The following is a 25,327-nucleotide window of genomic DNA, read 5'->3' as shown; positions in this document are numbered from 1 at the left end:
TCACCTCAATAGAAATCGGTTTTTCGCTGGCGCTGCTCAGCCAGCCGTCATTTAAAATGGTGCGGAATTTTACTTCAATGAGTACGGCTTTGTAAAGTGCCGTATAAAATTGAAACACACAAGATTACCTGTTTTGTCCCAGTAATTGCAATATTTTCTGCAAAAACAAACGACAGAACTGATGTAATAATGAATTTAGCCGCACAGAAAATTGATATAGGGTGCAGATTGTAAACTATGATGGATAAAAAGTCAGCCTTTATCCGGCATAAATTACACCTCACCCACGAAATAATGATAAACTTGGCGCACTATATGAACAAGGGCAGTGTAATGAGTGGTGCAATGCGAGTTTTAGGTATCGAAACATCCTGCGATGAAACCGGGATCGCAATCTATGATGACAAAACCGGCCTGTTAGCTAATCAACTTTATAGCCAGATAAAACTGCATGCCGATTACGGTGGTGTTGTCCCTGAACTCGCATCACGGGATCATATTCGTAAAACCGTGCCATTGATTCAGGCGGCATTAGAACAAGCGGGTTTAACCGGGAAAGATATTGATGCGGTTGCTTATACTGCCGGGCCCGGATTAGTTGGGGCATTAATGGTAGGCGCAACTATAGGGCGCGCGTTGGCGTATGCTTGGGGCGTACCCGCGGTACCTGTTCATCACATGGAAGGCCATCTTCTGGCGCCAATGTTAGAAGAAAAACGTCCTGAATTTCCCTTTGTCGCCTTACTGGTTTCTGGTGGGCATACACAGCTAATTAGTGTTACTGGCATTGGCGAGTATCAGTTATTAGGCGAATCAATTGATGATGCTGCGGGTGAGGCCTTTGATAAAACCGCTAAGCTGCTCGGTCTTGATTATCCCGGTGGTCCGGTATTATCGAAAATGGCCCAGCAAGGGACTGAAGGGCGTTTTGTCTTTCCTCGTCCAATGACTGATCGCCCGGGGCTTGATTTTAGTTTTTCTGGTTTGAAAACATTTGCCGCTAATACTATCCGCGCCAACGATGATGAGCCTCAGACGCGTGCTGATATTGCTCGTGCATTTGAAGATGCCGTGGTTGATACTTTAGCGATAAAATGCAAACGTGCATTAGAGCAGACTGGATTTAAACGATTAGTGATGGCTGGTGGTGTTAGTGCGAACCGTACGTTGCGTACCAAAATGGAAGCCGTGATGAATAAATTAGGCGGCGAAGTTTTTTATGCCCGTCCTGAATTTTGTACCGATAATGGTGCGATGATCGCTCTTGCTGGAATGATCCGTTTACAGGGTGGAATGACGGGGGGATTAGACGTGAGTGTAAAAGCACGTTGGCCATTGGCTGACTTACCGCCGCTGAAAACACCTTCGCCATCGAAGACATCTTAAGTTAGCTTAAGGCTCTTTAGATGCCGTTATTAATCACAGTGTTAGTTATTATTGTCTATAATTGTGGTTTAAAACGACGGTTAATAATCGCGGCTAAACACAGTTATTAACAACTAGAATGGCATTGACCCGTATTTGAAGCATAAAAAAGGCTGAATAAAATTTCAGCCTTTTTTATGCCTAATTTATGCTAGATAAATCAGGCGAATAACACTTAGTCATCTTGTTCCTGTTCACGGGTATCTTGAGCAATTTCTTTGGCTGTTTTTTGTTGTTTATTTTTAAGCTTTTGCCAAATCCGGCTTTCTTGTCCACGCCATAAGCGTTGGATATTATCATGGTGACGGAATAAGACTAAACACGATAGCATTGCCACGGGAAAGGTAAATTCAGGTTTAAACCACCAAACATAAAACGGGGCTAACAATGCACTGACAATAGCGCCAAGTGAAGAATAGCCGCTGAGCAGCACCGTTAATAGCCATGTGCCGGCGATTAAACCCGATAAATCCCAGCCGATAGCCGCAATAGCCCCAAATGCTGTCGCGACTCCTTTTCCCCCTTTAAAATGGAAAAAAACTGGGTAAATGTGGCCAAGACAAGCTGCAATTGCAACAAAGCCAAGATAAAATGGCTGAACATTGAGATAGTAAGCCAACCAGACGGGAAGCATGCCCTTTAAAACGTCACAAATGAGTACAGCTATAGCAGCGGATTTTCCACCGGTACGCATTACATTGGTTGCCCCAGGATTACCTGAGCCATGTTGACGAGGATCAGGTAGCTTTGCTAAGCGGCAGATTAATATCGCACTGGATATTGAACCGCATAAATAAGCAAAGATAATCATGCCAAGCGCGATTGCACTCATAGCTAACTCCAAATGGTTGAGATCATTTTCACTTCATACTGCGATAATACGCAAAATTTATCTGAAGTGGTATCAAATATGCAGTAAATCAAGAGAAGGACGTGATGGATATCGTATTTATTGAGCAATTATCAATCATAACAACTATCGGTGTATATGATTGGGAGCAAACAATTGAACAAAAATTAGTGTTCGATATCGAAATGGGGTGGGATAACAAACGCGCATCTTCGAGCGATGATGTTGAATATTGCCTTGATTATTCAACGGTTAGCCGCGCAATTATTCAGCATGTGAGCCAACAGCGTTTCGCGTTGGTTGAGCGAGTAGCAGAGGAAGTTGCCCAGTTATTATTAACGCAGTTTCACTGTCCATGGGTCAGAATCAAAGTGGCGAAACCGGGCGCAGTGGCTCAGGCGGCACAAGTTGGCGTAATTATCGAACGTGGTAGCAAATAGTATTAAGTTTATAAAAGGTGTTTAGTGGCGCCGAGTATTTGCCACTAAACATCCTTTATCGCTATTGAACTGGCTGTTACTAACTTTAATATAAGCTTGTATATCGTGCTTGAAATGCATAATTTATCTCAGCATAGTTAGATTAAAGCAGCAAGATCAAAACAGTTATAGCCTAGCCGTTATAATGATTCAGGGAGAGGCATCAGAGTTTGTTGTTGGCGCCAAATAGCTAGCGCTTGCTCCCGCTGTTCGGTTAATTTTTGACGGATATTAGGCCCTTTAAATCCTTGTTCGACAATCGGTTTAACACTTACTTGGCTCGCAATTTCAAATGCCTGGCGAAAAAAATCGCCTTGAGGATAAGCTTGTTGCTCTAATCCTTGACGTCCTCGAGCATCCGCCTCACTAATCAGCGCGAGTTGGATTATACGCTCTGGTTTACGCCAACCGTCTAATCCGTCAAATAATGAGACTAATTCAGCGGCGGATAAACGCGCAATAACATGAATTTGATCATGATATCGCGCGGCTAAACGTGCAAGGTCGCGAATATGATTCGGGATCCGAAAGCGCTGGCAAATTGCTTCGATTAATGGAACCCCTGCTTCTCCATGATTAGGGTGATGCGGCCACAGTTCTGATGGCGTTAAACCTTTGCCGAGATCGTGACATAAGGCTGCAAAACGACAATCAACCTCTTTTGTTAGCGAAGATATTTGGGTCAATACCATCAGCGTATGGATCCCAGTATCGATTTCTGGGTGCCATTTTGCCGGGGCAGGGACCCCAAACAAACGGTCAATTTCAGGAAATAAGACGGCCAATGCGCCGCACTGGCGCAAGATATCAAAATAAACTTGCGGTGAGCGGCTGTTGAGTGCTTTCTCTGTTTCTGTCCATACGCGCTCAGCGGTTAACTCGGTGAGTTCGCCTGATTCAGCGATTTGCTGCATCAGTTGCAGGGTTTCAGGAGCGACAGTAAACCCGAGCCAATGATAACGCGCAGCAAAACGTGCAACTCGCAATACTCTGAGCGGATCTTCCGTGAAGGCATCTGAAACGTGGCGCAAAATCCGCTGATTAAGATCATCCACGCCATGATATGGGTCAACCAGCGAGCCATCCTCCGCTTGTGCAATGGCATTAACGGTGAGATCGCGCCGTTGCAAATCTTGTTCAATCGTCACGTCAGGCGCGGCATAACAATCAAAGCCGGTATAGCCGGAACCGATTTTGCGCTCTGTACGAGCTAATGCATATTCTTCTTGCGTTTTAGGATGTAAAAATACCGGAAAATCTTTGCCAACTTGTTGATAACCTTGTTTTAGTAAGGTTTGAGGATCTGCGCCGACAATCACCCAATCGCGATCAGCAATGGCTAAATTAAGCAATTGATCGCGTACTGCACCACCGACTAAGTAAACTTTCATGGCTATTTTAGCTCATCCAACGGTCATTACGTTTTTTACGACGAGGAATAATATGTGGCAAAATGAGCCCTAAAATTAAGCCGACCCCAGCAACACCTCCTCCGTACATAAACCATTGTAGGATCAGTTCACGGCGACGGTCATCAAGGTTAACTTCAGCAATTTCTAACTTTTTACCGGCTTTAATTAATTCATTATTTAACTTAGTATTTTCAGCTTTCAACTGGGCAACAATATTGTCGCTATCAGCCACTTTATTTTGCATTTCTGCGGTACGCGCATTCCATGTATCATCAATATTTTGCAATTTAGTCCGTAATTGTTGATTTTCGGCTTCTAGTGTTGGAATTCGCGTTTTTAAGCTTGGTTGGCTGCTTAACTGATCTGAGGGCAGCCAAACCGTGCGGCCACGGCTATCTTTTACTTGAGCAAAGTCTTTATCCGTTGCAACTAATTCAACTTCATCACCAGAATTTAGTGTGCCGACGATACGGTATTGAGTGCCAGGACCGGTATGGACGTAGGTCGATAGTTCATCAGAGATATAACGTTTCTCAGCAGCCTGAGAGGTCATCGATAGGCCGATACCTACCAGTGATAATACTAATAAAGGGCATTTTCGCATGTTAGTTTACTGTGTCTGTTAAGGGTGAATTAATGACTTTAATTTCAATATTAAAGAGTTAAGTTTGCGTGTGCAAATACTAAACCAGAATGAGAACTATCCTAACTGTCTAAAAAGAGTGTTTAAATACTGTTTTTTCGGCATAAATTGCTATTAAAAATAGTTCGGGTAGCATTTTTGGTTTGAATTTAATTCTTTTTCTCAGGAACATTAATTCAGAGTAATATGGAAACAGTCGATATAAGCAAGGATATGTATGAGTCAGGTTGAAATTGAATTGAAATTGGCGGTGCAAACGCCCGCAATAGAGACTGTTCGCCAATATTTGGCCACTTTACCGCATCAGCATACTGATGCTCAAAAGTTGATGAATATCTATTTTGATACCGCAGATAAGCAGTTACGTCGGTGGGACATGGGATTACGTATCCGTAGCTGTGAAGGTCATTATGAAATGACGATAAAAACCGCAGGGCAAGATATTGGGGGCTTATATCAACGGCCGGAATATAATATTGAGCTTGAAAATCCCGAGGTCGACCTTACTGCCTTCCCGGCACATATTTGGCCTGAAGGGACTGATATAACTCAGTTACAGTCACAACTTGAAATTTTATTTAGTACTAATTTTAATCGTGAAAAATGGCTAGTTAATCAGGATGATAGTGAAGTTGAGGTAGTGCTTGATCTGGGTGAAGTGCATGCAGGCGAAAAGAGCGTACCAATTCAGGAATTTGAATTTGAATTAAAACGCGGAACGATTGCCGATGTACTTAATTTAACTAAAAAACTTGCTGATTTTGATGGGTTACGTTTAGCGGCTAAAAGTAAAGCCGCGCGCGGTTATGCTCTTACTGCGGCACAAAAGGCTGAAACGGTGGCTCCGTTATCCAGTTTTGATTATGAACAGCAACCGATAGAACAGGCGTTAAGAGCATTATTGTCAGTTTGGCAGCAACATGAGGACTATTGGCTTGATGAGCACCCGCAAGCCCGCGCTGAATTGGTGTCATTTTTACATTTCGTGCAGGCCTTCTTAGTGCATTATCGTTATTCAGCACCGCAATTTATTCAAGATATTCCACTCGATAAATTACAACAGACCGTTTCTGATGAACAAAACAGTGCCGTTGAAGCGTGTTATAGCGCTTGTTGGCTCCGTTGTAAATTGGCATTTACTCAGTGGTTGATTGCATTAACGCTACCTTAGCAAATAACTGTGGGACATACTGTGGGACATTGATATGTATCCTTTTTCTGCTTTATTACAGCAACAAAATGAGCAAGTAAATCAGCAATTTTCTGAGCAGGCAGCGCACTTATTGCCTCTGAGTGAAATGGAACAGCAATTTTTCAGTTTCAGTGAATTTGCCTGTAACCAAGTGCTTGCTCATCCTATTTTTTTAGCGTCATTACGTGCCTCTCCACCGAAGGCTGATGAATGGCAATATTATGATAGCTGGCTGCGAGAGAAAATGCAGGGTGTGAGCGACGAAAATCAATTAATGCACGTTTTACGTCATTTTCGTCAGCAAATACTGATCCGTATTGCGTGGATGCAGACGTTTCATCAATGTCCGACACAAACTAGTTTAAAGCAGCTGAGTGAACTTTCAGAAGTGCTGATTGTGGCAGCCAGAGATTGGCTGTATCTCGATTGCTGTAAAGCGTGGGGGCAACCTTGTGATCCTCAAGGGAACGCTCAACCGCTATTAGTTTTAGGTATGGGAAAATTGGGTGGCGGAGAGCTTAATTTTTCTTCTGATATCGATCTTATTTTTGTCTATCCAGAAAACGGCGTAACGCGTGGTGGGCGCCGTGAGCTGGATAATGCCCAGTTTTTTACCCGTTTAGGGCAAAAAATGATTCGAGTGCTTGATCAAATCACTATTGATGGGTTTGTTTATCGGGTCGATATGCGCTTACGTCCATTCGGTGATAGTGGTCCACTGGTGTTTAGCTTCGCAGCACTGGAAGATTATTATCAAGAGCAAGGCCGTGATTGGGAGCGTTACGCGATGGTGAAAGCGCGGATCATGGGGCCAGATAGTCGAGATTATACCGATGTATTGCGTAAACTATTACGTCCGTTTGTGTATCGTCGCTATATTGATTTCAGTGTGATCCAATCACTGCGTAATATGAAGATCATGATCGAGCGTGAAGTTCGACGCCGAGGATTAGTCGATAATATTAAATTGGGTGCAGGCGGAATACGTGAGATTGAATTTATAACGCAAGTTTTTCAATTAATTCGCGGCGGACGAGAGCCGAGCCTTCAGTCACAATCTTTATTACAGGCACTCGAGGTTATTGATAACCTTAAACTGCTTGAATCCGCACAAATCACTAATCTAAAAACGGCTTATTTTTTTCTGCGTCGCTGCGAAAATTTATTGCAGAGCATCAGCGATCAACAGACTCAACAATTGCCAGAAGATGAGCTGGATAAAGCTCGCTTAGCTTGGGGTATGGATTTTGTCGATTGGCCGGCGTTTTATCAACAGCTGACCCAGCATATGAGCGCGGTGCATCATATTTTTACTGAGTTAATTGGGCAGGATGAAGACGAAGACGCGGCGGATAATAATCATGAAATTTATACCAGCTTGTGGTTGGATGGAATTTCTAAAGAAGAATTGGCCGAACATTTAGTTAATCATAGCGAAGATGAAGCCCAGAAGATCATTCATGTTATTTTCATGTTTCGCCACGATTTAAATAAACGAACCATCGGGCCGCGTGGACGCGATGTTCTCGATCAATTAATGCCGCGATTATTGGCTAAATTGGGGAGTAGAGAAGACGGTGGAATGGTATTAGAGCGGATCACCCCTTTATTGCTCAGTATCGTCAGTCGAACCACTTATTTAGAGTTAATGCTAGAATTCGACGACGTTCTAATCCATGTTATCCGTTTATGCGCGGCCTCGCCGATGATTGCCGAGCAATTAGCTCGCCACCCGCTATTATTAGATGAATTGCTGGATCCCCAGTCATTGTATCAACCGTTACCATTAACCGCGTATCGTGATGAATTACGTCAATATTTACTTCGTGTGCCTGAATCTGATGAAGAACAACAACTTGAGGCATTAAGGCAATTCAAACAAGCCCAATTGTTACGTATTGCAGCAGAAGATATCACCGGCGTTTTACCCGTGATGAAAGTGAGCGATCATTTAACCTATTTGGCTGAAGCGATTATCGATGCTGTTGTGTGCCAAGCGTGGGATAAAATGGCTAAACGCTATGGTATCCCGACTAATGTGGCGCAAGATCCCACTGGAGCCCGAGGGTTTGCGGTATTAGGCTACGGAAAATTAGGGGGATGGGAGTTAGGCTATAGTTCCGATCTTGATGTGGTTTTTCTGTTTGATTGCCCTGAAGGTGTGATAACTGACGGTGAGCGCTCGATTGATGCTCGCCAATTTTATTTACGCCTAGCGCAGCGTATTATTCATTTATTTAGTACCCGTACTTCGTCAGGAATTTTGTACGAGGTTGATGCTCGTTTACGGCCATCCGGTGAAGCTGGAATGTTGGTAAGTACAATCCAAGCATTTGATGATTATCAAAAAAATGATGCATGGACCTGGGAGCATCAGGCATTGATTCGAGCCAGAATGGTGTTTGGTGACGAACAACTACAGCAGGGATTTGAGCATATTCGCCACCAAATATTATGCTTACCGCGTGACCCAAACACGCTACGCCAACAGGTTCGCGATATGCGATTAAAAATGCATCATCATTTAGGCAGCCATCAGGCTGAATATTTTGATTTAAAAGCAGATGCAGGGGGGATAACCGATATTGAATTTATCGCCCAGTATCTAGTATTGCGCTATGCTCCTGAAAATGAAGTATTAACTCGTTGGTCTGATAACGTGCGAATCTTTGAGTTAATGGCAGAATATGGCTTTATGCCCGCGCATGAGGCCGAAACCTTGACGGCAGCTTATGTCACCATGCGTAATGAATTACACCATTTAGCGCTGCAATCCTTACCGAGCCGTGTGAATAATCAGTTATTCATGGCGTTAAGAGAGCAAGTGCTACATAGCTGGAATAAATGGTTTGGTGCGCCAGATGGAGATGCTGAAGACAAGCAAATTTAACCAATATCATTGCTTTATGATAATATTTGGCGCAATTAACAGAATATAACCGCCGTATTTCTTATTATGTGCAGATTAACTTGATGAGTCTGCTCAATATAAAGATGAAATATTTGGCTATAGGTTCCCTTTTTAAATGGAGTTCGGGATGAAAGTGACGCTCCCTGAGTTTAAACACGCAGGCGTATTGGTGGTTGGCGATGTAATGTTAGATCGTTATTGGCATGGATCGGCAGATCGGATCTCTCCTGAAGCGCCAGTTCCTGTGGTTAAAGTCAATATGGTCGAAGAACGTCCCGGTGGTGCTGCTAACGTTGCTATGAATATTGCTTCTCTTGGCGCGAGTTCGCGTCTTGTAGGTTTGACCGGGATTGATGATGCGGCAAAAGCCTTAGCTGAAAAACTCAATGAAGTCAGCGTACGCTGTGACTTTGTGGCATTACCGACCCATCCAACAATAACTAAACTTCGAGTTTTATCGCGTAATCAGCAGTTGATCCGTTTGGACTTTGAAGAGGGATTTCAAAATATTGACGCGCAGCCACTGCTTGAGCGAATTGAACAAGCGCTACCGCATATCGGTGCCTTAGTCTTATCTGATTATGCCAAAGGAGCATTATCTCAAGTACAGAAAATGATTGCCCTGGCCAACAGTAAAGGAGTGCCGGTTCTTATTGATCCTAAAGGTAATGATTTTGAACGCTATCGTGGCGCGACGTTATTAACTCCAAATATGACGGAATTCGAAGCTATTGTTGGGCGTTGTAAAAACAACCAAGAGGTTGAAGAGAAAGGTATGCAGCTGGTGGAGTCATTAGACTTGACTGGATTATTAATTACTCGCTCAGAGCAAGGCATGAGCCTGCTCCAACGTGGACAACAGCCACTGCATTTACCTACCCAAGCACAAGAAGTGTATGACGTGACAGGTGCTGGCGATACCGTGATTGGGGTATTAGCGGCATCATTAGCCGCGGGCAAGCCGTTATATGAAGCTTGTGCTTTAGCTAATGTCGCTGCTGGTGTTGTGGTCGGTAAGTTAGGGACTTCAACGGTGTCACCTATCGAATTAGAAAACGCTATCCGCGGTCGCACTGAAACAGGCTTTGGTGTGATGAGCGAAGAAAAATTAAAACAGGCGGTTGAAAATGCACGCCAGCGTGGCGAACGTATTGTGATGACTAACGGTTGTTTCGATATTTTACATGCTGGGCACGTTAGCTATTTAGCCAACGCACGTAAATTGGGCGATCGCCTAATTGTAGCTGTAAACAGTGATGCTTCTACCCAACGATTAAAAGGTGAAACACGTCCAGTTAACCCATTAGAACAGAGAATGGCGGTATTAGGGGCATTAGGCGCAGTAGATTGGGTGGTGCCTTTTGAAGAGGATACTCCACAGCGTTTAATTGCTAATATTTTACCGGACGTTTTAGTCAAAGGTGGCGATTATCGCGCTGAAGATATTGCTGGCAGTAAAGAAGTTTGGGCGGCAGGTGGAGACGTTAAAGTGTTAAATTTTGAAGATGGAATTTCAACGTCGAACATCATTAAAACAATTATGAAAAAAAGCTAATTAGAGATTATTAGCCTTCTATTAATCTCATTCTATTAAAGGATTAATAGACAATAAAAAGCCATCCAGTGACTGAAAATTCACACTGCGATGGCTTTTTTTATGGCCTATTCTGCGTCAGTAGATGACGGAGTTTGGCTATTTTCTTGGGGATTATTTTCACGTTCTAAAGCACTAATTCGTTGTTCCATCAATGCTAATTTTTCACGCGTTCTCAGTAATACTTGGGTCTGAATATCAAACTCTTCTCGGCTAACTAAATCGAGCTTACTGAGCTGTGATTGTAATAATCCACGGATTTTTTTATCCACATCTTCACCCAGTTCGCGTACTCCCTTTGGCAGAGCGCCCTGGATTTGACGGGCAACCTGTTCAATTTTCTTTGGATCGAGCATTAGGAGTCCTTTTTGTTTATTCAAGTCAGTTCAAAATAAATTAGCTAATGGGTAAAATATTACACGGAAAAACCGCTTCTAACATCATTAAATTTGAACCTCATCGCCGAATAGTCAGGTTTGCTGATGATTTTAAGTGGCGCTAGGCAAAAAGTGTGAGTGTACAGTGAGTTTTGCTTTTGATTATTGCGATACCTAATAATTAGCGCTATATTAAAAACGTTTATCTCAGGGCGGGGTGTAAGTCCCCACCGGCGGTAACATCAGTCAATGATCTTGCTATCATTTGAGCTGGTGAAGCCCGCGAGCGCTTTATAGTGGTGTTTAGACAATTCATTATAAAGGTCAGCAGATCCAGTGAAATCCTGGAGCCGACGGTTATAGTCCGGATGGGAGAGAATAACAGCATCACTGTCCACAGCGATAATAGCCAATAAATGGTGATGTTCTGCATGCCTTATAGGCGAAGTTTTGCATGGCGCAAAGTTTCGTTGCTTGCAATTTTACACTCCTAAGACTGCCCTGATTCTGGTAACTAAATAATTTAACCAAGAGGTTTTTACCATGAATCAGACGCTCCTTTCAGAATATGGCGATCCCATTGCTCGTGTTGAACTGGCATTAGACGCTTTGCGTAATGGCAAAGGTGTTATGGTGTTAGATGACGAAAGTCGAGAAAATGAAGGTGATATGATCTTTGCTGCCGAAACTATGACGGTAGAACAAATGGCGCTTACTATTCGCCATGGCAGCGGTATTGTGTGTTTGTGTATCACCGAAGAACGCCGTAAACAATTAGAATTACCTATGATGGTGGAGAATAACTCCAGCCATTATCAAACCGCATTTACGGTGACGATTGAGGCCGCTCAAGGTGTTACTACTGGAGTTTCAGCTTTAGATAGATTGACGACTATTCGTGCGGCAATTACCGATAATGCCAAACCTGCTGATATTAATAGACCGGGTCATGTTTTCCCATTACGCGCACGTGATGGCGGTGTATTAACTCGCCGTGGTCACACTGAAGCGACTATTGATTTAGTTACTTTAGCTGGGTTTAAATCTGCCGGTGTGTTGTGTGAATTAACTAATGATGATGGTTCGATGGCGCGTGCTCCAGAAGTTATTGCTTTTGCTAAACAGCATGATATGCCTGTCGTTACTATTGATGATTTAGTGGCGTATCGTCAGCAGCATGAACAGCAAGCGAGTTAATCGGCAGCGGTTTTTGATGTTGTAAATTTTAAGCCTGAATTTTAAGCCTGAATTTTAAGCCAATGTAAGAATATCAACTTCTTATATTGGCTTTTTCAATTATTTTGACTATCTCTATCATCCATTACCTCCTGTCCTAGCGCTAAAATCAGCGTATGCTGAGCAATATCATATTATTGCTGTGGAGCTTCGCCTTATGTCTACTTATACAATGTCAGCACCATTGCCAGCGCTATTTATTGGTCACGGTACACCAATGAACGCACTAGAACATAATCGCTATACTGCGGCATGGTCGACGCTCGCGAAGACCTTACCGCGCCCTAAAGCCATATTGGTGATTTCGGCCCATTGGTATACGGAAGGGACGGCAGTTACCGCGATGAAACAACCTGCCACTATTCATGACTTTGCCGGCTTTCCTGAATCGCTTTTCGCCGTACAATATCCAGCACCCGGTTCGCCTGAGCTAGCGGCTCGTATTGGTGAATTATTAGCACCAATCGAGGTATATCAAGAGAGTGAGCAGTGGGGATTAGATCATGGTAGCTGGGAAATACTGGTTCAAATGTACCCTGATGCCGATATTCCGGTGGTTCAACTGAGTATTGATGCGGCAAAGCCGGCACAGTGGCATTATTCGGTAGGGCAAAAATTGGCAGCATTAAGAAAAGAAGGTGTCTTAATTTTGGGCAGTGGTAATGTAGTCCATAATTTATCGGCAATTCGTTGGCAAGCAGAAGGTTCTGACCCTTATCCTTGGGCCGTCTCTTTTGAGCAATATGTGGCTGAAAATATTGCCAGCCGACAGCAACCGCACCCTTTAACACAGGCGCTTGAGCGCCAAGAGGGTAAATTATCGAATCCCTCGGCAGAGCACTTTTTACCGTTATTATATATTTTGGGCACTTGGGATCAGAGTGAAAATATATCAATACCGATTCAAGGGATTGAATTAGCTTCATTAAGTATGATGTCAGTACTGATTGGTGGTTAAATAGAAGGGGAGATTTGATGTTTATTTTGAGATATATAAATAAGTGATAAATATTGCCGCTCTGAAAGCAGAGCGACAATAATATTAATACTATTTAATCAATAATAACATGCGGATAGAATCGAGATAGATCCTGAGTGATCAGTTCTTTATCTTCACGAATGCAGATCCCTGCGGCTTGATCATTTACCAACCAGCTACCGACTAAAGTATAATTACCTTCAAATTTTGGCAGAGGATGGAATTGCTGAATAATCATACCCTCTTCACCATAAGGACCATCAGCAGAGGCTATCTCTTTCCCATTGTCTACAATGCGAATATTTGCTCCTTCGCGTGAAAACAACGGTTTAACCACATAGCTGTCTAGCGGTGGTGGATTGTTATCAGCAAAATAAGCCGGCAGAAGATTAGGATGCTCAGGGAACATTTGCCACAACATCGGCAACAGTGCTTTATTGGAGATAATGCTCTTCCATGCTGGTTCTAACCAACGGACACCCGCATCTTCGAGTTTGGTTGAAAAAATCTCACGCAGCATAAATTCCCAAGGATAAAGCTTGAACAAGTTACTGATCACTTGATCTTGTGTATCAGTAAATTCCCCTTTTTCTCCTAAACCGATTTCATCAACATACAGAAATTCTGTCGCGATACCGGCTTCGTTGGCGCAATCCTGCAAATATTGAACTGTACCGCGATCTTCTTCGGTATCACGACAGCAGGTCATATGCAGTAAACGAAAACCAAATTGATCTTTAAGCTGGGTAAAGCGCTCGATCAGTTGTTCTTGAATGCCATTAAATTGATCGGCATTTTCTGGCAAATTACCGGCATTAATTTGATCTTCTAACCAAATCCACTGGAAAAAGGCAGATTCATACAGCGATGTCGGTGTATCCGCATTGTTTTCAAGCAGCTTAGCTGGGCCCACGCCATCATAAGCTAAATCTAAACGAGAATAGAGTGAAGGCTGATTAGTTTTCCATGAATCGCGTACAAAATCCCACGTGTGTCGAGGAATTTGAAATCGAGTCAGGAGCTCTTCGCTATTCACGACTTTTTCCACCACTTGTAAACACATTTGGTGCAGTTCTGCCGTGACTTCTTCTATCTCTTCAATTTGCGCTAGAGTAAATTGATAATAAGCATCTTCTGACCAGTAAGGCTCGTCATACATAGTATGAAAATTAAAGCCAAATTCAGAGGCTTTTTCACGCCAGTCTGGACGTTCAGTAATAGCAACGCGTTTCATCTGTCTTAGCCACCCATGGAACGAGATGAAGAGTTAGTTGACGCTTTTCTCTGCATTGTAGACTGTTTATTTACGGTTTGACCGAAACCGCCACGCGTCACGGTAGACGTTGTTGGTGGTTTTGGTGCCATGGCTGTTTTAGGGACGTTCATTGAACGTCCACCTGCGGTGGCAGAACCATAACTTTTACCGGATGCATCAACAAATTTACCGTTAGCAGGGCTGGATGGATTTTTAGAGCTAAATAAAGGTTGTGATGCTGCGCCGCCGCCCATCATTCGCCCCATCATATAGCCCATCATCAATGGCATCCAGGTACTGCCAAAACCGCTTTGTGCTTGCTGCTCACCGCCGGTACCTGTAGAGGTAGGGGTATCTGTACTTGCAAGTCCTGATTGAGCAGGTGCTTGGGTACACATAGACTCACCGAATTCTGCAACACAGTCTTCACGGCTAGCATATTTAGGTGCTGTTTTCGCCGCTTCTTGCAGCGCGTTATTATAAGCTAACGTACATTGTTCTGATTGGGATGGATTTGCTTGGCTACACTCTTCTGCATTAGTAAACAGCGAAACGGTTTCATCGCTTTCTTCACAGGCCGAAAGCATAAATACCGCACTAATAGCGATAGCAACAGGCGCCAGGCGATAATTACGCCAAGACTTACGGAATGCATCTGGATTGATATTCTTGGTACGCTTCATTGTCATGGTTATTTACCCGAATATAGAGATAATTGTTTGATGTCTAAATAATAGTTTAAGTTGTATACCGACGGCTAGAATGACGGAATATAGCCAACATATTGGCAACGCTTAAGTCTGGATTAATTAGATTAAGTACAGAGGTTATAAAAATTTACCCTAGAATAGGTGATATGCGCTGAAAATTAAAGCACTAAGGTTCAGTTATCTGCGTAAAAAAAGCTTTTTTTTATAATTTTCAGATTTAACTTGGGATTTTTTAAATGTTACTAGTTATGAGTATGATTAAAATCAACTAATTAGGCTATTAAATTACGGTTTTTTAATTATTTAATGCACTTACTCATAATATGGATTAATGCGTAGATATTTTGTATGCGATCATAAGATATTGGTATGCTGGGCTCGTGTATTAGTGTTGTATGAGGTTGGGAGGCGCTGATTTCATCCTATCAATCGGTATCTATTCATTATTGGTAACGGCATGAGAATAAATGTATTAACTCTCACCTTCCAGTCATCATCATTTTGGGGATAACGCCGCGATTGACTCTAAATTTATGTGGAACAGGAGTTTTTTACAGTTTCATCGTTAGGCTTATCTGCCAATATATTTTTTTGGGTACTTATTGAACACCAAAATATGCCATGCAACGTCAGCAATTAGTTAATCGATGAGAAAATTAATTAAAGGCAGACAGGCCTCCATAGGAGGAAGCCATAATAATATTGTGCGTTAGCCGATTAACGTTTTTTCTTTTTACGCCCCGGTTGTACGAACTTTTTTCGTGAGTTGTTTTCTGGCGCAGCTTTACTTACAGATTTACCGCCTGCCTTAGACGCTACACCTGCTGGGCTCTTTTTGGCACCACCAGTGTTGGCCTTTGGTTTTGCCGATTTTGCTGGTTTAGCTTCAGAGGTTGATTTTTCTATCGAATCAAATAGTTTGATGAGCTCATCATCGGTTAAATCACGCCATTCGCCCAAAGGTAAACCTGACAAGCTAACATTCATAATACGTACACGTTCAAGTTTGGTGACTTCATAGCCAAAATGTTCCGCCATACGGCGAATTTGGCGATTTAATCCTTGCACTAGCGTGATACGAAAGACAAAAGGCGCTTCTTTTTTGACTTTACATTTTTTGGTCATGGTACCCAAAATAGGCACACCGGCACTCATTCCACGAATAAATTCGTCGGTGATTGGCTTATTGACGGTCACTAAATATTCTTTTTCGTGATCGTTACCCGCTCGTAATATTTTATTGACCAGATCACCATGATTTGTGAGGAAAATAATGCCTTGAGAATCTTTATCTAATCGGCCAATAGGAAATACGCGCGTGCTGTGATTAACAAAATCGACAATATTATCTTTTTCGCTATTTTCCGTGGTACTGACAATTCCTACCGGTTTATTTAGAGCTATGAGCACTAAATCTTCTTCATTGCGGGGTTCAATCAACCGTCCATTAACTTTTACTTCGTCACCAGCGACCACTTGATCGCCAATCGCGGCACGTTTGCCATTAATTAATACTAGACCTTGCTCGATATAGCGGTCGGCATCACGTCGTGAGCAAATGCCACTTTCACTGATATATTTGTTAAGGCGAGTTGATGAATTAGTCAGCATGATTTCCTCCGTAAACGGCTAAATATACAGACGTTGAATCGGGATACCAACATTGATTTGTAGTTTTTAGAGTCAAGGTGTTTTTTGTATTAAAATTTAATATTTTCATAGTGATAATTTATTGGGAAAGATGAAGCTCAGTATCAGTTTTTACCAACTAGACAGTGAAAATGACATAAAAAATCCGAAACAATCACTGTTTCGGATTTTAGAGTATTTTTTAATTAAACGCTATTATATCAGATAATTAGGTTATTTGATGACCGGCGTTTTAGTTTGGCTAATGATACTGCTCGCTGAGGTAGAAAGTTCTTTACCTAAAGTCGCATTCAACTTAGCAATATCATCTTCGTTCAAAGTACCACGAGCGAATTCAATATTTAATTGGTTAATTAAATAATCATAACGCGCATTAGATAAACTTTGTTTGGCCTGATACAACGAGGTCGTTGCGTTTAATACGTCAACGATAGTACGTGTTCCCACTTGATAACCGGCTTCCATCGCATCTAAAGAGCTTTGCATTGAGACTACAACTTGTTGATAAGCCTGAATACTACTGATTGAAGATGCAATATTATTGTAAGATGAACGTACTAATTGGGTCACGCTACGATAAATACTTTCTAATTGCTCGCTGGCGCTTAAGAAGCCAAATTGTGCTTGTTCAACTTTCGAGCTTACACCACCACCACTATATAATGGCAAGCTGAGGGTCAAGCCGACACTATTTTGTCCAGCATAGCTATTACCCGGCTGGTTCGATTGACCTAATGCATTAGTGCCATAACCGCTACCGTGGTATTGGGTGTTGCTCACACCTGTCGATGCATTTAAATCAACGGTTGGCATATGTCCCGTTTCCGCTAAACGAATATTCTCGCGGGAAACATCTTGTGCCAGTCGAGCACTTAACAGACTTAAGTTACGTTCCTCGGCTTCTTTTAATATCGCATCAACATTTTCAGGAGCTGTTGTTTTAAAGCGTTCGATATTTAATGTGGCCAATTGCGCATAATAAATTCCACTGACCTGACGCAGTTTCTCTAACGAGTTTTCAAGCTCATTACGGCCAGCAACTTCTTGCGCTAGCACGCTATCATAATTAGCACGGGCGTTCTGTACGTCAGTAATAGCGACTAAACCAACGTTAAAACGCTGGGTCGTTTGGTCTAACTGGCGGTAGACAGCTTCTTTTTGTGCTTCGATATAAGAAAGTGCATCAATAGCACGTAGTACATTAAAGTACGCGGTCGCGGTATCTAAAATCAGTTGTTGTTGGCTAGTTTGATAAGCCACATCAGTGATCCCGGCGCTTTTTTCTTGCAGCGTAAGCTGACGCCATTTAGACATATCAAAAATAGTCTGAGTCAGCTTTAATGACGCGCTGAGCTGATTATTCTCAGTATTATTGGTATCACGATAACCACTATTATAAGTATAACCCGCTCCCAAACCTAATTGTGGTAACAGCGGGCTGCGGGCTTCATTAATCTTTTCAAAAGCTTGATTACGTTCAGCCTGTGATTTTCTTAGTTCAGGGTTACTTTCCTTCGCTTTTTGATAGACCTGTAACAGATCCTCTGCATAGCCAGTAGTACTGAGCCCTGCAAAGCTCATTGCGATAAAAAGAGGGAGCAGTTTCTTCATTTTGATTCCTTGATTAAGCCGCAATTTATATCGAGCCTGTGCTGCAAAACCATTAATTTACTCAGTGGATATTGGGTTCAGAGTAAATATGGCAAATGCCGATAAATAAGCTGACATTATAGCGCATCAGTCAATGTTATCAGCCGCTCCGGACACAGTTATAAAAACAGACTCTATTGTTGCCTGCGATTTTGAGCCAATATTTGGCCATTGTAGCAGAATATCCCTATAAATTACGGTGGCCTTTTGTGCCATATTGTCTCAAATTAATTAAACATTACATCATTAATGGGCTGAATTATTTAAAAACTGTGTTGTTTACTTATTTTTTCCTTAATATAGTAATCAATCTATAAATGATATGCCCAGCGGTAAATCGTATTTGCGATAAATCTCCGATAAGCGGATTAGCCTTATGCCATGCTCGTTCGATATCGCATCCTTGAAATATTTGGGCTATTTTTGCCATGCTATTAACGCGTGTAGGAGAATGATATGACGAAAAAGATATCTTCACCGTTTAAATATAGTAACAATGATGTTGAAATTATATCGATACGTAAATTATTTAAAGGCTTTTTTGCCTTAATGGAGTATCGATTCCGCCATCGCTTATTTGCCGGAGGCTGGAGTGAGGAAATAACGCGCGAAGTTTTTGAACGTGGCAATGCTGCCGTCGTGCTGCCTTACGATCCTATTCGTGATCAAGTGGTGTTGATTGAACAAATCCGAATACCGGCGATAGAAACGAGCGAAACGCCATGGTTATTGGAAGCGGTCGCAGGCATGATAGAGCCGGGAGAGGAAATTGAGCATGTGGTGCGCCGGGAAGCGGAAGAAGAAGCTGGCTTAACCATAAAGCGTTGTGAGAAAATGCTAAGTTATCTTTCTAGCCCGGGCGGAACAACAGAACGAATGTATGTGTATGCTGGTGAAGTTGACAGTTCTACCGCCAACGGGATCCATGGGTTAGCCAGTGAAAATGAAGATATTCGGGTTCATGTAGTAACGCGTGAGCAGGCATATCGTTGGGTTGAACAAGGATTAATTGATAACGCCGCAACTGTTATCGCGTTGCAATGGTTAGAGATAAATCAGCAAAAACTCAGAAAAAAATGGATGGAATAGCTATATACGATCCTTATTCTAAGGAATTGTGTGCCATTTAGCAGATATCGTCTGACAGTTAACGATAGAATAGCGTGAAATTTTTAAAGGAAAGGGATACTTTTGGACAGCCTGCTTAGATTGACTGCAAAAAATGAGAAGGCAGTCAGGATATTACAAATAACTGATACACATTTATTTGCTGATACTGAAAATACATTGTTAGGCGTTAATACTCATGATAGTTACCATGCGGTGCTTGATGCAATTCAAGCGCAAGGACTTGAGATTGACCTTATTGTCGCTACCGGCGATTTAGTTCAAGATCAATCTATCGGCGCGTATCACCGTTTTGCCGCAGGTATTGCACGTATTTCTGCACCTTGTGTGTGGTTACCGGGCAATCATGATTATCAACCTGCAATGTTTGACTCATTGAAAGCCGCCGGTATTTCATCAGCAAAACAAATTGTTATTGGTAATGAATGGCAAGTCTTGATGTTGGATAGCCAGATTCAAGATGTCCCCCATGGCGAGCTGTCAGACTATCAATTGGAGTGGATGAAAGCGTGCTTAGATAATAATTCTGAGCGCAGTACTATTATCATGCTGCACCATCATCCCTTGCCTTCAGGCTGTACTTGGCTAGACCAACACAGTTTACGCAATTCCCATATTCTTGCAGATTATCTTAAAGGCTATCATCAAGTTAAAGCCATGCTTTGCGGCCATATTCATCAAGAAATGGACGAAGATTGGCACGGTATTCGTTTATTAGCGACGCCCTCGACCAGTGTACAATTTAAGCCACATTGTACTAATTTTATGTTAGATACCGCTGCACCAGGCTGGCGTTATTTAGAATTATTAATTGATGAGCAGGGGCGAAAACAGGTCACAACTGAAGTTTATCGGCTTTCATCCAGAGATTTTTGCCCGAATTTGGATTCGGACGGCTACTAATGGCAACATTGATTTATATCCACGGTTTTAATAGTTCATCAAAGTCAGCGAAGGCTAATTTGCTGAAAACTTGGGTTAATGAACATTATCCGCAGATTAATTTGTTGATCCCTCAATTACCTAATTACCCTACGCCTGCGGCTGAATTGCTTGAGGATTTAGTGGCTGAGCATGCGGGAGAGCCGCTTGGTCTGGTTGGTTCTTCACTAGGCGGCTATTTTGCGCTCTGGTTGTCCCAACGTTTTTCGCTGCCTGCTGTGGTGGTGAATCCCGCGGTTCGCCCTTTTGATTTGCTGCAAAATTATTTAGGCGAAAATACCAATCCTTATACTAACGAACACTATATACTTGAACCAAATCATATAGATGATTTGAAAGCATTGCATATAGAAACGTTAACATCGCCTGATCTTATCTGGCTTTTACAGCAGACGGGAGATGAAGTACTGGATTATCGACAAGCAGTGACCTATCTTATGAAAAGCAAACAGACGATAGAATCTGGCGGCAATCATGCTTTTGTCGGCTTTGAATATTACTTCCCTCAAATTATTCACTTTTTAGGTTTGGCTGAGTTCGAGTAAATTAATGCCAAAACCTATTAACACTGTTATTATCAACAGTAATTCACTGATTGACCAGTTCAATCGATCACTCATTACCGCAGAATGACAACATGACTCAATCTAGTTATAACGCAGAGGCCATCGAAGTCCTTAGTGGTCTCGAGCCGGTTCGCCGCCGTCCTGGTATGTATACAGATACCAGCCGTCCGAATCACCTTGCACAAGAAGTAATTGATAACAGTGTAGATGAAGCTTTGGCGGGGCACGCCAAACATATTCAAGTCATCTTATACGCTGATCAATCACTTGAAGTGATTGATGACGGTCGTGGTATGCCCGTAGATATTCACCCTGAAATGAAAGTTACAGCGGTGGAGCTTATTATGTGCCAATTGCATGCCGGCGGAAAATTCTCTAATAAAAATTACCAATTTTCAGGCGGCCTGCACGGTGTCGGTATCTCGGTCGTCAATGCGTTATCTAAACGTACTGAAGTCACCGTGCGCCGCGATAGTCAGGTGTACCAAATTGCCTTTGAAAATGGTGATAAAGTCGAAGATTTACATGTCATCGGCAGTTGTGGAAAACGTAACACAGGCACCAGCGTGCATTTTTGGCCTGATGAAAGCTATTTTGATAGCCCGCGTTTTTCTGTTTCTCGCTTGACGCATAATTTAAAAGCTAAAGCTGTGTTGTGCCCCGGCGTTAAAATCACGTTTAAAGACCAAATTAATAATACTGAGCAAACGTGGTGTTATAGCGATGGGTTAACTGATTATTTAATGGAATCAGTTGATGGATTTATAACGCTGCCAGAACAAGCATTTACTGGAAACTTTCAGGCAGAAACTGAAGCCGTTGAATGGGCCCTGTTGTGGTTACCTGAAGGCGGAGACTTATTGACTGAAAGCTACGTTAACTTAATTCCGACACCGCAGGGTGGAACGCATGTCAATGGACTGCGTCAGGGATTATTGGATGCGATGCGTGAATTCTGTGAATTCCGTAATATCTTACCGCGCGGTGTGAAATTATCAGCCGAAGATATTTGGGATCGCTGTGCGTATGTTTTATCGGTCAAAATGCAGGATCCTCAATTTGCCGGTCAAACCAAAGAACGTTTATCTTCACGTCAATGCGCTTCATTGGTATCCGGAGTGGTCAAAGATGCCTTTAGCTTATGGCTCAACCAGAATGTACAAGCGGCTGAACAATTAGCCGAATTAGCCATTTCTAGTGCTCAGCGCCGTATGCGTGCAGCAAAAAAAGTGGTTAGAAAAAAATTAACTAGTGGCCCAGCGCTACCGGGGAAATTAGCCGATTGTTCTTCTCAAGATCTCAGCATGACCGAATTATTTTTGGTCGAAGGTGACTCCGCAGGGGGATCAGCTAAGCAAGCGCGTGATCGAGAATATCAAGCTATCATGCCGCTGCGCGGTAAGATATTGAATACTTGGGAAGTATCTTCAGATGAAGTATTAGCTTCTCAAGAGGTTCATGATATTTCTGTAGCTATTGGGATGGATCCTGACAGTGAAGATTTGAGCCAATTACGTTACGGTAAAATTTGTATTCTCGCCGATGCGGATTCCGATGGCTTACATATCGCCACATTATTATGCGCGTTGTTTGTGCGTCACTTTGCTTCTTTAGTCAAAGCTGGACATGTTTATATGGCGATGCCACCTCTTTATCGTATTGATTTAGGTAAAGAAACTCACTATGCCTTAGACGAAAGTGAAAAGAATGCCATTCTTGATCGTCTACAGCGTAAAAAAGGCAAACCGAACGTTCAACGTTTTAAAGGGTTAGGGGAAATGAATCCTCTGCAATTGCGTGAAACCACACTCGATCCGAATACTCGTCGATTGGTGCAATTGACCATAAACGATGAGAATTATAAAGACACCATGGCAATGATGGATATGCTATTGGCGAAAAAACGTTCTGAAGATCGTCGTAATTGGTTGCAGGAAAAAGGCGATAAGGCCGAAATCGAACTATAATTCACCGGAAAAAGCCCAAAGAATGAGTAAGGAAAGTATTCAATGAGTGAAGTAACTCATGATGGTGTAGAGCGTCTACCCCTCTATACCTTTACCGAAAGCGCCTATTTGAACTATTCGATGTATGTCATCATGGATAGGGCGCTACCTTTTATCGGGGATGGTTTAAAACCCGTTCAACGACGCATTGTATATGCGATGTCTGAACTCGGATTAAGCAATTCAGCAAAATATAAAAAATCTGCCCGTACAGTAGGTGACGTGCTGGGTAAATATCATCCGCACGGCGATAGCGCATGTTACGAAGCTATGGTGTTGATGGCACAGCCTTTTTCTTATCGTTATCCATTAGTTGATGGTCAAGGAAACTGGGGGGCACCGGATGATCCAAAATCATTTGCGGCGATGCGTTATACCGAATCACGTTTATCGCGCTACTCAGAAACCTTATTAAGTGAGCTGGGCAACGGGACTGTAGATTGGGTTCCAAATTTTGATGGAACCTTAAAAGAGCCTAAAATGCTGCCGGCTCGTTTACCGAATATTTTACTTAACGGCACAACAGGTATTGCCGTCGGGATGGCGACAGATATTCCTCCGCATAATGCCCGTGAAGTGGCGAATGCAGTGATTGCGTTAATTGATCATCCTGAGTTGACTCTGGATGAGGTGATGGAGTATATCCCTGGACCTGATTTTCCGACAGAAGCCGAGATTATCTCTGCCAGCCATGATATTCGTAAAATCTATCAAACCGGTCGCGGTTCCGTGCGTATGCGTGCGATTTGGGAAAAAGAAGATGGAAATGCAGTGATTACTGCGTTACCTCATCAAGTTTCTGGCGCTAAAGTATTAGAACAAATCGCCAGCCAAATGCGTAATAAAAAATTGCCCATGGTTGAAGATTTACGCGATGAATCTAACCATGAAAATCCAACTCGCTTAGTAATTGTTCCACGCAGTAATCGCGTGGATTTAGACCAGGTAATGACCCATCTGTTCGCCACGACCGATTTAGAAAGAAGCTATCGGGTTAATTTAAATATGATTGGCCTAGATAATCGCCCAGCGGTTAAAGGCTTGGTTGAAATTTTATCTGAATGGTTAGTTTATCGTCGTAAAACAGTACGTAATCGACTGAATCATCGTTTAGAAAAAGTACTAAAACGCTTACATATTCTGGAAGGATTGTTAATTGCTTACCTCAATATTGATGAGGTTATTGATATTATTCGTACAGAAGATGAGCCTAAAGCTATTTTAATGTCTCGTTTCGGGATTTCTGAAATGCAGTCTGAATCTATTCTGGAGCTAAAATTACGCCATTTAGCTAAACTAGAAGAGATGAAAATTCGTGGTGAGCAAGATGAATTAGCTAAAGAGCGCGATAAACTGCAAGCTATTCTGGGCTCAGAACGTCGTTTAAACAGTTTACTGAAAAAAGAAATTCAGGCCGATGCAGAAAATTATGGTGATAATCGTCGTTCACCGCTGAATGAACGCAGTGAAGCGAAAGCCATGAGTGAGCACGATATTTTACCCTCTGAGCCTATCACTGTGGTGTTATCTGAGATGGGATGGGTACGTAGTGCCAAAGGGCATGATATTGACCCGACCAATCTTAATTATAAATCGGGAGATAGCTTCCGAAGTGCGGCGCGTGGTAAAACTAATCAAGCGGTGGTTTTTTTAGATACCACTGGACGCAGCTATTCTTTAGATCCTTTGGAGTTGCCTTCTGCGCGTAGTCAAGGAGAGCCTCTCACCGGTAAATTAACCTTACCGCCAGGCGCTTCAATTGAACAGGTATTAATGGCGCCAGAGCAGCAAAAATATTTATTAGCCTCTGATGCTGGTTATGGTTTTATTTGTACGTTTAATGATTTAGTCACCAAAAATAAAACCGGTAAAGCGTTAATTAATCTGCCTGAAAATGCAAAAATTATTTCTCCAATAGAAATTGAAAATGAACAACAGCAATTATTATTAGCCATAACTAAAGCTGGGCGGATGCTGGTATTCCCAGTTTCTGATTTACCTCAATTATCGAAAGGTAAAGGTAATAAAATTATCAATATCCCAGGTGCACAAGCTGCCACCGGGGAAGATCTATTGGTGTGGTTATTATTGCTATCACCAGAGTCATCAATTACGTTATTCTTTGGCAAACGTAAATTGAAATTTAAACCAGAAGATTTGCAGAAATATCGTGCCGAGCGTGGCCGTAAAGGAACCTCTTTACCGCGTGGGCTGCACAGTATTGAACGTATTGAAGTGGAATCAGCAGATAGTAGCGCCGAGTAAATTTTATTTATTTGCTATTATTTAAGCTATCGTACGGTTAAGAATAATGGGGCAGGC

Annotated in this window: 20 protein-coding genes and 1 riboswitch; of the genes, 12 read left to right on the top strand and 8 right to left on the bottom strand. The window is 42.4% G+C overall.

The features are described 5' to 3' along the window. Positions 1-345 precede the first annotated feature (345 nt). Entirely contained in the window at positions 346-1,386 is a 1,041-nt protein-coding gene (gene tsaD / locus M992_RS00640) for a tRNA (adenosine(37)-N6)-threonylcarbamoyltransferase complex transferase subunit TsaD (protein ID WP_053906995.1), read from the top strand. 214 nt (positions 1,387-1,600) lie between these two features. Here the strand turns inward: tsaD and plsY are convergent, their stop codons facing one another. Further along, positions 1,601-2,257: a glycerol-3-phosphate 1-O-acyltransferase PlsY gene (gene plsY / locus M992_RS00635; protein ID WP_047255181.1), complete on the bottom strand. Its 657-nt coding sequence runs from the start codon at positions 2,255-2,257 to the stop codon at positions 1,601-1,603. A 104-nt stretch (positions 2,258-2,361) separates the two neighbouring features. On the opposite strand from plsY, the gene folB reads away from it, so the two are divergent. Further along, positions 2,362-2,715 (top strand): bifunctional dihydroneopterin aldolase/7,8-dihydroneopterin epimerase, encoded by a 354-nt coding sequence (gene folB / locus M992_RS00630; protein WP_072057323.1) that lies wholly within the window; start codon positions 2,362-2,364, stop codon positions 2,713-2,715. A gap of 179 nt (positions 2,716-2,894) precedes the next feature. Here folB and M992_RS00625 read toward each other — a convergent pair whose 3' ends face one another. Beyond that, positions 2,895-4,145 (bottom strand): multifunctional CCA addition/repair protein, encoded by a 1,251-nt coding sequence (locus tag M992_RS00625; protein WP_053906944.1) that lies wholly within the window; start codon positions 4,143-4,145, stop codon positions 2,895-2,897. 7 nt (positions 4,146-4,152) lie between these two features. Then, positions 4,153-4,770 (bottom strand): TIGR04211 family SH3 domain-containing protein, encoded by a 618-nt coding sequence (locus M992_RS00620; protein WP_053906943.1) that lies wholly within the window; start codon positions 4,768-4,770, stop codon positions 4,153-4,155. A 256-nt stretch (positions 4,771-5,026) separates the two neighbouring features. On the opposite strand from M992_RS00620, the gene M992_RS00615 reads away from it, so the two are divergent. The 3 genes from M992_RS00615 (at position 5,027) to hldE (ending at position 10,467) form a co-directional block, all read left to right on the top strand. After that, on the top strand, positions 5,027-5,980 hold the full coding sequence (locus M992_RS00615) for a CYTH domain-containing protein (RefSeq protein ID WP_053906942.1): 954 nt from the start codon (positions 5,027-5,029) through the stop codon (positions 5,978-5,980). A gap of 34 nt (positions 5,981-6,014) precedes the next feature. Beyond that, positions 6,015-8,891 carry a bifunctional [glutamate--ammonia ligase]-adenylyl-L-tyrosine phosphorylase/[glutamate--ammonia-ligase] adenylyltransferase gene (gene glnE / locus M992_RS00610; protein ID WP_053906941.1) on the top strand — a complete coding sequence of 959 codons (2,877 nt, stop codon included), beginning with the start codon at positions 6,015-6,017 and terminating at the stop codon, positions 8,889-8,891. A 148-nt stretch (positions 8,892-9,039) separates the two neighbouring features. Continuing rightward, complete coding sequence (gene hldE, locus M992_RS00605) at positions 9,040-10,467, top strand: bifunctional D-glycero-beta-D-manno-heptose-7-phosphate kinase/D-glycero-beta-D-manno-heptose 1-phosphate adenylyltransferase HldE (protein ID WP_053906940.1); 1,428 nt, start codon at positions 9,040-9,042, stop codon at positions 10,465-10,467. A gap of 107 nt (positions 10,468-10,574) precedes the next feature. Here hldE and ubiK read toward each other — a convergent pair whose 3' ends face one another. Further along, positions 10,575-10,862: a ubiquinone biosynthesis accessory factor UbiK gene (gene ubiK, locus M992_RS00600; RefSeq protein ID WP_047255174.1), complete on the bottom strand. Its 288-nt coding sequence runs from the start codon at positions 10,860-10,862 to the stop codon at positions 10,575-10,577. A 220-nt stretch (positions 10,863-11,082) separates the two neighbouring features. Continuing rightward, positions 11,083-11,267, top strand: a riboswitch (FMN riboswitch). 159 nt (positions 11,268-11,426) lie between these two features. On the opposite strand from ubiK, the gene ribB reads away from it, so the two are divergent. Both ribB and ygiD read left to right on the top strand, forming a co-directional pair. Continuing rightward, positions 11,427-12,080: a 3,4-dihydroxy-2-butanone-4-phosphate synthase gene (gene ribB / locus M992_RS00595; RefSeq protein ID WP_053906939.1), complete on the top strand. Its 654-nt coding sequence runs from the start codon at positions 11,427-11,429 to the stop codon at positions 12,078-12,080. Between the two features lie 196 nt (positions 12,081-12,276). Next, positions 12,277-13,077 carry a 4,5-DOPA-extradiol-dioxygenase gene (gene ygiD / locus M992_RS00590; protein WP_248842472.1) on the top strand — a complete coding sequence of 267 codons (801 nt, stop codon included), beginning with the start codon at positions 12,277-12,279 and terminating at the stop codon, positions 13,075-13,077. 94 nt (positions 13,078-13,171) lie between these two features. Here the strand turns inward: ygiD and M992_RS00585 are convergent, their stop codons facing one another. The 4 genes from M992_RS00585 to tolC form a co-directional block, all read right to left on the bottom strand. Continuing rightward, positions 13,172-14,332 (bottom strand): glutathionylspermidine synthase family protein, encoded by a 1,161-nt coding sequence (locus M992_RS00585; protein ID WP_053906938.1) that lies wholly within the window; start codon positions 14,330-14,332, stop codon positions 13,172-13,174. 5 nt (positions 14,333-14,337) lie between these two features. Next, complete coding sequence (locus M992_RS00580) at positions 14,338-15,042, bottom strand: DUF1190 family protein (RefSeq protein WP_053906937.1); 705 nt, start codon at positions 15,040-15,042, stop codon at positions 14,338-14,340. Between the two features lie 738 nt (positions 15,043-15,780). Then, a complete protein-coding gene (gene rluF, locus M992_RS00575) occupies positions 15,781-16,674 on the bottom strand; it encodes a 23S rRNA pseudouridine(2604) synthase RluF (protein WP_053906936.1) in 894 nt (297 codons plus the stop codon). A gap of 252 nt (positions 16,675-16,926) precedes the next feature. Continuing rightward, the gene (gene tolC, locus M992_RS00570) at positions 16,927-18,324 is read right to left on the bottom strand and encodes an outer membrane channel protein TolC (protein ID WP_047255169.1); all 1,398 of its coding nucleotides are present in this window, start codon (positions 18,322-18,324) and stop codon (positions 16,927-16,929) included. Positions 18,325-18,819: 495 nt separating this feature from the next. On the opposite strand from tolC, the gene nudF reads away from it, so the two are divergent. The 5 genes from nudF to parC all read left to right on the top strand — a co-directional run bounded on the left by nudF (position 18,820) and on the right by parC (position 25,270). Next, positions 18,820-19,452 carry an ADP-ribose diphosphatase gene (gene nudF / locus M992_RS00565; protein ID WP_053906935.1) on the top strand — a complete coding sequence of 211 codons (633 nt, stop codon included), beginning with the start codon at positions 18,820-18,822 and terminating at the stop codon, positions 19,450-19,452. 102 nt (positions 19,453-19,554) lie between these two features. Continuing rightward, positions 19,555-20,394, top strand: a complete 840-nt coding sequence (gene cpdA / locus M992_RS00560) for a 3',5'-cyclic-AMP phosphodiesterase (RefSeq protein WP_053906934.1) — start codon at positions 19,555-19,557, stop codon at positions 20,392-20,394. Further along, a complete protein-coding gene (gene yqiA, locus M992_RS00555) occupies positions 20,394-20,978 on the top strand; it encodes an esterase YqiA (RefSeq protein ID WP_053906933.1) in 585 nt (194 codons plus the stop codon). Before cpdA ends, yqiA begins: the two co-directional genes overlap by 1 nt. A gap of 92 nt (positions 20,979-21,070) precedes the next feature. Continuing rightward, complete coding sequence (gene parE / locus M992_RS00550; protein WP_047255165.1) at positions 21,071-22,966, top strand: DNA topoisomerase IV subunit B; 1,896 nt, start codon at positions 21,071-21,073, stop codon at positions 22,964-22,966. Between the two features lie 42 nt (positions 22,967-23,008). Then, a complete protein-coding gene (parC, locus tag M992_RS00545) occupies positions 23,009-25,270 on the top strand; it encodes a DNA topoisomerase IV subunit A (protein WP_053906932.1) in 2,262 nt (753 codons plus the stop codon). The last annotated feature ends 57 nt before the right edge of the window (positions 25,271-25,327 follow it).

Origin of the sequence: Moellerella wisconsensis ATCC 35017 (genome assembly GCF_001294465.1) — a bacterium.
Lineage (GTDB): Bacteria > Pseudomonadota > Gammaproteobacteria > Enterobacterales > Enterobacteriaceae > Moellerella > Moellerella wisconsensis.
This window is presented reverse-complemented; position numbering and strand designations above follow the sequence as displayed.

Coding starts and splice junctions, on each gene's coding strand:
- parC (WP_053906932.1), top strand. CDS start 23,009: ATGAGTGAAGTAACTCATGATGGTGTAGAGCGTCTACCCCTCTATACC.
- parE (WP_047255165.1), top strand. CDS start 21,071: ATGACTCAATCTAGTTATAACGCAGAGGCCATCGAAGTCCTTAGTGGT.
- hldE (WP_053906940.1), top strand. CDS start 9,040: ATGAAAGTGACGCTCCCTGAGTTTAAACACGCAGGCGTATTGGTGGTT.
- rluF (WP_053906936.1), bottom strand. CDS start 16,674: ATGCTGACTAATTCATCAACTCGCCTTAACAAATATATCAGTGAAAGT.
- M992_RS00580 (WP_053906937.1), bottom strand. CDS start 15,042: ATGACAATGAAGCGTACCAAGAATATCAATCCAGATGCATTCCGTAAG.
- M992_RS00585 (WP_053906938.1), bottom strand. CDS start 14,332: ATGAAACGCGTTGCTATTACTGAACGTCCAGACTGGCGTGAAAAAGCC.
- yqiA (WP_053906933.1), top strand. CDS start 20,394: ATGGCAACATTGATTTATATCCACGGTTTTAATAGTTCATCAAAGTCA.
- folB (WP_072057323.1), top strand. CDS start 2,362: ATGGATATCGTATTTATTGAGCAATTATCAATCATAACAACTATCGGT.
- glnE (WP_053906941.1), top strand. CDS start 6,015: ATGTATCCTTTTTCTGCTTTATTACAGCAACAAAATGAGCAAGTAAAT.
- ygiD (WP_248842472.1), top strand. CDS start 12,277: ATGTCTACTTATACAATGTCAGCACCATTGCCAGCGCTATTTATTGGT.
- ribB (WP_053906939.1), top strand. CDS start 11,427: ATGAATCAGACGCTCCTTTCAGAATATGGCGATCCCATTGCTCGTGTT.
- plsY (WP_047255181.1), bottom strand. CDS start 2,257: ATGAGTGCAATCGCGCTTGGCATGATTATCTTTGCTTATTTATGCGGT.
- nudF (WP_053906935.1), top strand. CDS start 18,820: ATGACGAAAAAGATATCTTCACCGTTTAAATATAGTAACAATGATGTT.
- ubiK (WP_047255174.1), bottom strand. CDS start 10,862: ATGCTCGATCCAAAGAAAATTGAACAGGTTGCCCGTCAAATCCAGGGC.
- tsaD (WP_053906995.1), top strand. CDS start 346: ATGCGAGTTTTAGGTATCGAAACATCCTGCGATGAAACCGGGATCGCA.
- tolC (WP_047255169.1), bottom strand. CDS start 18,324: ATGAAGAAACTGCTCCCTCTTTTTATCGCAATGAGCTTTGCAGGGCTC.
- M992_RS00615 (WP_053906942.1), top strand. CDS start 5,027: ATGAGTCAGGTTGAAATTGAATTGAAATTGGCGGTGCAAACGCCCGCA.
- M992_RS00625 (WP_053906944.1), bottom strand. CDS start 4,145: ATGAAAGTTTACTTAGTCGGTGGTGCAGTACGCGATCAATTGCTTAAT.
- M992_RS00620 (WP_053906943.1), bottom strand. CDS start 4,770: ATGCGAAAATGCCCTTTATTAGTATTATCACTGGTAGGTATCGGCCTA.